At 40.7% G+C, this 8283-nt stretch carries 8 protein-coding genes; 4 read left to right on the top strand and 4 right to left on the bottom strand.

The window, feature by feature from the left end:
- Positions 1-161: 161 nt before the first annotated feature.
- From KJQ12_RS18485 to KJQ12_RS18500, 4 genes are all read left to right on the top strand, one after another.
- Positions 162-533: a hypothetical protein gene (locus KJQ12_RS18485; protein WP_213486816.1), complete on the top strand. Its 372-nt coding sequence runs from the start codon at positions 162-164 to the stop codon at positions 531-533.
- Positions 422-1270 carry a phosphotransferase enzyme family protein gene (locus KJQ12_RS18490; protein WP_244860687.1) on the top strand — a complete coding sequence of 283 codons (849 nt, stop codon included), beginning with the start codon at positions 422-424 and terminating at the stop codon, positions 1268-1270. Before KJQ12_RS18485 ends, KJQ12_RS18490 begins: the two co-directional genes overlap by 112 nt.
- Positions 1271-1391: 121 nt before the next feature.
- Positions 1392-2729 (top strand): AAA family ATPase, encoded by a 1338-nt coding sequence (locus KJQ12_RS18495; RefSeq protein WP_213486822.1) that lies wholly within the window; start codon positions 1392-1394, stop codon positions 2727-2729.
- A 67-nt stretch (positions 2730-2796) separates the two neighbouring features.
- Positions 2797-3258 (top strand): hypothetical protein, encoded by a 462-nt coding sequence (locus KJQ12_RS18500; protein ID WP_213486823.1) that lies wholly within the window; start codon positions 2797-2799, stop codon positions 3256-3258.
- 610 nt (positions 3259-3868) lie between these two features.
- On the opposite strand, the gene KJQ12_RS18505 is transcribed toward KJQ12_RS18500, so the two are convergent.
- The 4 genes from KJQ12_RS18505 to KJQ12_RS18520 form a co-directional block, all read right to left on the bottom strand.
- Positions 3869-4444 carry an acyltransferase family protein gene (locus KJQ12_RS18505; protein ID WP_213486828.1) on the bottom strand — a complete coding sequence of 192 codons (576 nt, stop codon included), beginning with the start codon at positions 4442-4444 and terminating at the stop codon, positions 3869-3871.
- Positions 4445-4917: 473 nt separating this feature from the next.
- The gene (locus KJQ12_RS18510) at positions 4918-5805 is read right to left on the bottom strand and encodes a DNA adenine methylase (RefSeq protein WP_213486830.1); all 888 of its coding nucleotides are present in this window, start codon (positions 5803-5805) and stop codon (positions 4918-4920) included.
- A gap of 24 nt (positions 5806-5829) precedes the next feature.
- Positions 5830-7383 carry a hypothetical protein gene (locus KJQ12_RS18515; RefSeq protein WP_213486833.1) on the bottom strand — a complete coding sequence of 518 codons (1554 nt, stop codon included), beginning with the start codon at positions 7381-7383 and terminating at the stop codon, positions 5830-5832.
- 172 nt (positions 7384-7555) lie between these two features.
- Positions 7556-8185 (bottom strand): hypothetical protein, encoded by a 630-nt coding sequence (locus tag KJQ12_RS18520; protein WP_244860688.1) that lies wholly within the window; start codon positions 8183-8185, stop codon positions 7556-7558.
- Between the last annotated feature and the right edge of the window lie 98 nt (positions 8186-8283).

The following is an 8283-nucleotide window of genomic DNA, read 5'->3' on the forward strand; positions in this document are numbered from 1 at the left end:
GGACCCGCATGTACGGTGGTGTGAGAGGTCGGGGGCTAGCCGCCCCCTCCTACTCGATGCAAAGAAGTCGAAGGTTATCATAAAGGGATACACGTCGTGGGTATAGAAAGTTAAGAATTGCAAGGCATCGTTATCAACCTGTAATGAAAGGATCATTGCCGATGATCACGGATGAGAAAGAATCATGGGCGGCGGAAATTGCGGATCATGTCAAGAAACAATTCGGCATCGCTGTGAATCAAGCCACACCGATCCATAAGGGATGGCTGAACGTCAAGTGGAAGATGGAAACCGACCAGGCGCCCATTTTTGTAAAGTTCTATCACCCGGATCGGTATAAATTGCATTTGCATCCGGAGAGAAGAACAGCCATTGAGAGGACACTTGAACTGCAGAACGGGCTGAACTTGTCAGGCGTCAGATGCCCGGTGTCTATCCACATCATGATCGTTTTATACAGGAAACATCGACAGGATTGCACTATGCTGTACTGGAATGGGTGGAAGGAGATCCAAAGCCTGCAGGATGCTTGAATGAAGCCGAAATGTTTGAATTGGGGCAGCACACCGGGAAAATGCACAAATGGCTGCAGTCTGCACGGCCGTTGGACAAGCCGGCATGGCAACCGGACAAGGAAGGCTACTTGAGGGAATGGCGAAAAAATTGGAATCAAGCGATGGTAGCGGGGGATGAGATTGTCCTGGAATGGCAAAGACGTTCGCTGCAACTCGTTGAATCGCTCGATTTTCAGGTTTTCGATGCATGTCCTGTCGGCTGGCTGCATTGGGACTTGTGGGTCGACAACATTTTGGTGAACGAGCAGGGACTGGCCGGCATTGTCGACTTTGACCGAATGGCGGTGGCCTACCCCGAAATTGATATAGCGCGTGCAATACTGTCCGGATCTTTGTCAGACGGCAAATTGCGGACGGACACGGTGAAATCGTTCGCCGAAGGGTACCGGGAGCATCTGGAATTGCCGCCAGGCACGCTTGTCCGGGCGATGATCCTGCTTTATTTGATTGAATCGATTTGGTGGCTGAGAACCGAGATTCGTGCTGAAAGCGAACTGCGCGGGCTGCTTGGGCGATTTATTGAGGAGATGCACTGGATCGAAGACAATTGGAGAACGCTTCGGGATCAATTTAACACGTGGAGGCCAACGGCAAACAATAACCCCCAAAATCAACAGAATTTGAATAAAACACTTGCTCTGACTGGAACACTTGACAATCAAGGTAAACGAAAGTTGGAGGTTGGGTGTAAATGATTTAATGCAACGATAAAATATTTCAAGTTAAAAGAGGCATCGGTGAAAGCTATTGATTATTAATATGATTGTTTGTGTAATACTGTAATTAAGATAATTTGTACGAGGAGTGTATGATCTCATGCAAAAAATCACAATACGTCAGTTTGGGCCTATACCAAGCTGTGAATTGGATATAAAGCCATTTATGATTCTAATAGGTGAGCAATCAACAGGGAAGAGTACAATTTGTAAATGTATTTACTTTTTTAAGTCTGTAAGAGATGTAATTAAGTCTTATTTACATGGAATTTTATCGACAGGTTCTCTCACGGAACGAAGATTTCCTAGCTCTCTAAATACTGAGCTTAAATCACGTTTTGTAGATCTTTTTGGAATGTCAAAATTTAAAGGGGATTTTTATTTAAAATATGAATATGGTCCAGATGCAAGTCTCGAAATAACCTCAACAAATGACGAACATAAATATTTAAATTTCCAATTTAGTTCTGTTATCATTCAAAATATCCAAAAGCTTGAGGAGATTGCTAAACAGCATTATCAAGACGCATTAAATATAAAAGATGTAATAAGTAATGAACTGTTTTTTGATTTGGAAATAAAAAGGGTTTATATGTTAATGGAGAAAGAAATAAACAAATTATTTAATGATATTAGCGAGCATTATTATATCCCGGCTGGAAGAGGATTACTAACGCTACTTTCAAATCAATTACTGAATATAGAATTAAAAAGTTTGGATTACATTACGAGGGATTTTCTGAAACTGATACAGAGGGAAAGAAATACATTTGAACAAGGTCTCATAAATATAATAAACAATTCGGACAAACGAGACCTTTTGAGAAAACACAATATTTTTCAAAAGATGACGTCTATATTAAAAGGGAATTACTATATAAAGCGAGATAAAGAGTACATTAGGTTTCAAAATGGGTTTCAGGATGGATTTGCAAAGAATCGTGTTCTGCTTCCAATAAATTATGCTTCATCAGGACAGCAAGAGGTTCTTTGGATACTAAACTTATTATTTGTATGGATGCAAGGTGACAAACGGACTTTTGTAGTAATTGAGGAACCGGAAGCACATTTATTTCCGAATGCACAAAAAGAGCTAATTGATTTTATTGCTTTATTTGCAAACTTAAGTAATAGTGAAATCATGATTACAACGCATAGCCCTTACATACTAACATGTGTAAACAATTTGCTTTATGCAGGCAAAGTGGGGGAACGATACGAAGAGGTAAGTTCCATTGTTCCTAAAGAATACTGGATACATCCTAGTTCTTTTGGCGCCTTTATACTAGGTGGCTTAAATAGTCAGTTCATTAGATCTATTGTTGATGAAGAGCTACATGAGATTGCCGCAGAGAATATAGATCAAGTATCTGCCTCGATAAGAATGCAATATTCCAGGATATTTGAATTGGAGGCAGACAATGAGTTTAGCGAGTAATTATCCGAGCTATGTCAAGTGTCTCTCAGCGAACCAAAGAGAGACATTAAGGGAAGAAAAGTCGTTTTTGTTTATCAGAACGAAAAATCCAGTCGAATTAGTTAAGGTTGATAAAGGTGTTATACCAGAGACGCCCAATCAATCTATGTGTGATTTTTTGATTTATGATAAACATCAAAAAGTCTCTAACTTTATTGAATTAAAAGGGGAAGATGTTAAAAAAGCTTGTGATCAAATTTATGGGACCGTTGAATATTTTGAAAACCATTCTGTACTAAAACAAGCTGTAACAAATATGGAATTGTTGAAAGGATATATTGTGAGTCCTCATTGTAATGTTCCAGATATCGACAATACTCATCGTAAGAAAGTATATCGTAAACTGTATGCTAAAAGTCGCAGCAAATTAGCTAATGCCTTCGACCATTTAGTGTTTGTTCGATGTGTTCCTAAAATTGTCGGGAATGCAACTCCTAGAGAAGAAAATGGCGAGCTGAAAGTCTGTAATGACTTTCCATTGATCCTGTAGTAATGCTGGGGGAAAGCTAAATTCTGCATTCTAGTGACCTGATTTATTTTGAATTTTTTGATATCATGCCGTCGCGTGCTGGTGAATAGTAATTTGCTAAGCTACGGGTTGCCTCCACCATGAAGATTTTTTCGTTACGGCTATAGCATTTTCAGGAGGCAGAAACCCACTTGGTTCGCAAAGGATAGGGATGGCCTCAGAAAAAAGGGTCTCTGATTATAAGATCAGGACCCTTCTCATTTATAAATTCCTAAATCACGTTTTCCCATGCTTCACCCCAAATCGCCCTGTGCAGACAAAGTACAATTCACACTCCCCGATCCACCCGGTTCAATTAAAATCGCGGCTCCCAGCGACGTAAACCAGGTATCGATCACCGTTCGGTAAGTTCAACCCTTCGATGCCCATATTTAGGAGGAATGAAGGATGAGCGTAGATGTAGAGGAGCAGTCCGATCAGAAACAGGATACGTTTGGTTTTCGGTCCCATATGTTGCAGCATGCTTTTGAGGTGCTCTCGATGTCTGGCCAGCAGCGCGCCTACGATGAACAACGCCGTGTAGTGTATGGATGCATACCATTCCGTTACCCCAAATTTTGCTCCGGACAAATTATGCGTACAGAACGCTCCCGCCTGATAGGGCGATGCCAAGTCCAATGCCGTATATACATTTCATTCGAACCAGAAGGAACATAACGAAAGGAAATCCAAGCGAAATGCGCATCTCGTGCACCAATGACCAAACCACATTATTGAGGTTGCTGTTGAAGGTGCCGATCAACAAGAGATGATCCCGGATAGCGCTGCGATCAAAAGGGTTTGACCAATTGACGTTAAACCAGTCGGAAAGTCCGTTAATTTTACCTGTATAAAATGCTTCCCTCAAACTTAAGGCAACAAGGATCGCGATGAGATAAGGGATGTAAATTCTGCATACGCGTCTTATGACAAAGCTGCGGTAGTTCAGTTGACGGTTCGAGTAGTAGGGAAGCGAAAGCACGAATCCGCTCAATACGAAAAAAAATGTGACCGCTTCACTCCCGGCTACGGCAATGCGCAGGGGGCCGTACTCGAACAGCAATTTTGAAATCAAAGTTTCATTGAAGACCAAATACATATGGCCAAAGAATACCGCGAGCGCCGCAAGCCCCTGCAATGAATCCAATTCATCAAACCGTTGGTTCATTTTTGTACTCCTGAAATATTTTCCATTAGGTTTTTCTTTATAATAACCTCTTTTTTTTATTAAATTTTGGGTATTCGGATAAGCGAACGGAATATTGGTGATCTTTTCCCCTCCCTCGGGTCACTTTTACATCTCCGAATTATTGGCTAGGGTTTTATGGTCCGGCCGCTCTTTGCCAGCAATGTGATCGTCGCTACGTTGAAGATGCTTTACTGGCTGAAGGCGGCGGTTAATATGAACCCGATTAGCGTTCCTGCCTAGCTCATAAGTGGTTTGTTCACGACACTGCAACTGTAGGCGACTGGGGCAGGGATCGCCGCTGATTGGTGATTGCCGCAATGACAATGTAGATCTTATTTGTAAAGGCAGATTGGCTGAGGGTTGGTGAAGGCAATTTCCACCATAAAACCCGACGCATGAGGTAGGCTTTTTGTGCTTCAATGTTATCAATAATATGTTGTAAACGAACCCGATCATGCGTTTTCAACTATATTGGACCGGTTAATAGTAATGGGTGGTAGAGGCAAGTTTGATATTAATAGTTCCTTTCCTTTAGAACGTTGCTTACTGGAAACTGTATAGTCTAAATAAAAAGGACGATACTTAGCTCCAAAACCACTATAAAGACCGCAAATATATGGATCATCATCATAGCTTATTAACCAATCAAAGTGCTTATTTTCTCGAACAAAGTTAGCTAATGCTTTATGATCGCTTTTAGAATAATAGTGCCGGTACAGTCTTTCGCCCTTAACGAAATAAGGTGGATCGAAATAGACAAAGCTAGTTTCCTTTAGAAAATTCTTTTTGGTATTATTCATAAAATTAATTGCATCATCCCAATACAACTCAATTTTTTCGTTAAGCAAGGACAGTTTTTCTATTAGACTAATGATTAATGCCTTATTGAATCTACAGTTAATTTTGTAAGATGAAGTTTGATTTATTCCACCAATTGGGTTTGCATTAAGTATTCCAGAGAAATTTGTTCTATTAAAAAAAAGGCCTGCAAATCCAAGATCCAGTAGATTGGCATCATCGCAATGTTTAACATCTCTTAATGGCTTTAATGCTTTCCAAGTCTCAATATCTATTGCGGTTTCTTCTATCCTTTTGCATAACTCAGTAGTGTGTTCAAATACACATCTCCAAAATGAGTATATTAATATATCTTTCTCAACTAAAATAAGTTTATTTATTATTCCTTTTTGCAAAAGTTCCAAGCCAACTACTGCACTTCCGGCGTATGGCTCATAAAAAGTACTGCCTGTTAAATTATTTACAGACAACAATTTTTCTATATAAGGAATCAACTGGCGCTTTGCTCCTGGATATCTTAGTGGGTTAATTGTTGCTGGCATTTTTGTACTCCGTTCCCGAAAAATTTAGATGTCATTAATTATAAGCTGAATTAATGAGCGAAGACCACCATTTGCTAATCCTTCTAAAGAAGCCGAAGTCGCTCGAATCAACTCGGGGTTATGGATATTAGCATTAAGGAAGTCTCGAGATTTTGAACCTATTACATGATAAAATGCTGTTCTCATTTCTTGCTTTGGTAAAACTATGTCTATATGGCTGCCAACAAATTTTTCAATATCTCGCAACATAGGTATTCTATTTGGATTTTGAGCTAAAAATTTCTGCCATAAATTTGTCTTTTTCAATTGCAGTTTTAATGATTGTTCATAAGCGGTTCGCAATACAGCCCCTGCTGCTACAGAATAAACCTGATAAACTTTTTCTATTCTACCGTTATTTCTAACTGTGCTGATGGACATCTTGTGGAGTTCATTTAATGCTGTAATTAAGCCCACATGTTCATTGTTATTTGGAGAGAGTTTATTCCAAGAAATATTTTCAAAAAAGCTTCCAGGTGCAGGACCACCAGGCAGAGGGCCGCCCGGTGAAGGAGTACCATCAGCGTGACCGCTAAGCTTAGGTCTGTTAGATGCAGGACTGCTTGGTGCAGGTCCATTAGGTGCAGGACCAGCGGGTGTAGAATTGCCGTTAGACACTGATTCACGTGATGTATTTTCGCTGCTCAGCCCGACATCTCCATTTATAGGAGCATTTGGTTCAGGGAGAGAAAGAGAGTCCAGAATATCTTTTACTCCTGGTACGTCAAATAAGGTATTTCTTGTAGTAACACTTCTATCTACTACAGTAGCTTTAAAGATAGCCTCAACAATCCGATCAAATGCTAAACTCGGTAGATCGCTTATTGTGTTTTCTCGAGAGTCATAACGAATTTTAAGAATATCAATAGGTCTATGTTCCACAGTTCCAATAAGTTGATTAGCTGAAAATATCCTTAAGAAGGGGTCGATTTTAATGTTCACAATATCTTTATCAAATTCAGGATGTCTTTCCTTATAGTCCTTAAAAGCTTTTAAGAAAAATTTATAGTCCCTAATATCTTTTCGGATGCTAGATATTCTAACGCCCGTTCGTTCGCTTAAGTGTTCAATTGAGTTTCCTTGGCTATACATAGATGCAAAGAATTGTTTTTTGGCCAGGGGCTTCCAATTTTTTACGCCTTGAATATGTCGCTTTGACATCAACGCAATAGCATAGTTTCGATCTGATGCAACATCTACTTCAATAGTTGTAATATTGGCTAAAGTTTCATGAGAGGGAATTGGAATTTTGTGTTGGAACCCGTCAGGAATTAAATTCCTGTCCAACAGAAACTGAAGGGCAACTGTACGTCGGTTTCCTTCCATAACGATATAATCTTCATTTTCCTTTATTACAACAATTCGTTCACCTAGCAAAAGACCAGAGCTATTATTTATATTCTCTGCAAGCTGACAAACATCTTCATACATGGCCATATATTTACGAATTGATGGTTCAGTATTGTCATCGATAGCAACAAATCTTGGATTTTGCTTGTCTAATTTAAGGTTAAGTGGAGAAATTAAAATGCTAGCCATAATGTCCCTCCTCATTAAGTCCTACCACGTTCAATATTCGACAACATTAAAAGTTATCCTCTTTTTGGTAGTGCTAACTAATGATTAATTCTATCCGATATGTTGTCGGATAAAGTCGATCACAATTAATGTAACAATCCCCGCCCGGCTATGCCGGCGGGGATGCTGCATTTTACTCCGATTTCATCTGATCCGGATACACGACGGTATTGAAGATCTCGCCCGTGCTTTCGTCCTGGATGTTGATCGTGACTTTCAATTTGTCGGACGGGACGCCGTCGAAAGCCTGGTAGAACATGCCCTGAAGGCCGAGCCCCAGGGCGGCGAAGCCGTCGAAGCTGTTCTCGTAAGCTACCCGGTCCACGATCATGGTGAATTCGGACAATTGGTCGTTGTACGTGATGTCTTTGATGGACGTGAAATCTTCGCCGTTCTTGAGTTCCTCGATGGATTGAACGGCTTGATCTTTCATCTCTTTCATCATTTTTTCATGCGTGGCTTTCGACATCTTGTAGGTGACGGAACCGTCGTCGTTGACTGTGGCTTCGCTGACGCCTTTGGATTTCGCGTCTTCGATCACCTGTTCGGCGTCCTGGTCGCCGAAGAACGAAGCGGGGAGGGTGATTTCGACATTTCGCGAGCCTTTGTCAACCTCGATCCCCGACGAATTGCTGTCTTCCTGCTTGCTGTTGTCCTGATTGGATGCTGCATCCGTTTGTGCGTTTGCATCAGTCAGCGAAATGTGCTCATCCTTGCTGCCGCCCGAGCAAGCCGACAGGGTCAATAGTGCGATGATTGCCATGAAAACAAGCTTCTTCATAAAAGTAAAAATCACGCTCCGTTAAACCTAAATTTCGAAAGCCCGTAATATCAAACACTGAATATAGTGGATCTGCCTCG

It is taken from the genome of Thermobacillus xylanilyticus (assembly GCF_907165215.1).
GTDB classification, from domain to species: Bacteria; Bacillota; Bacilli; order Paenibacillales; family Paenibacillaceae; genus Thermobacillus; species Thermobacillus xylanilyticus.

Coding starts and splice junctions, on each gene's coding strand:
- KJQ12_RS18485 (WP_213486816.1), top strand. CDS start 162: ATGATCACGGATGAGAAAGAATCATGGGCGGCGGAAATTGCGGATCAT.
- KJQ12_RS18490 (WP_244860687.1), top strand. CDS start 422: ATGCCCGGTGTCTATCCACATCATGATCGTTTTATACAGGAAACATCG.
- KJQ12_RS18495 (WP_213486822.1), top strand. CDS start 1,392: ATGCAAAAAATCACAATACGTCAGTTTGGGCCTATACCAAGCTGTGAA.
- KJQ12_RS18505 (WP_213486828.1), bottom strand. CDS start 4,444: ATGAACCAACGGTTTGATGAATTGGATTCATTGCAGGGGCTTGCGGCG.
- KJQ12_RS18510 (WP_213486830.1), bottom strand. CDS start 5,805: ATGCCAGCAACAATTAACCCACTAAGATATCCAGGAGCAAAGCGCCAG.
- KJQ12_RS18515 (WP_213486833.1), bottom strand. CDS start 7,383: ATGGCTAGCATTTTAATTTCTCCACTTAACCTTAAATTAGACAAGCAA.
- KJQ12_RS18520 (WP_244860688.1), bottom strand. CDS start 8,185: ATGGCAATCATCGCACTATTGACCCTGTCGGCTTGCTCGGGCGGCAGC.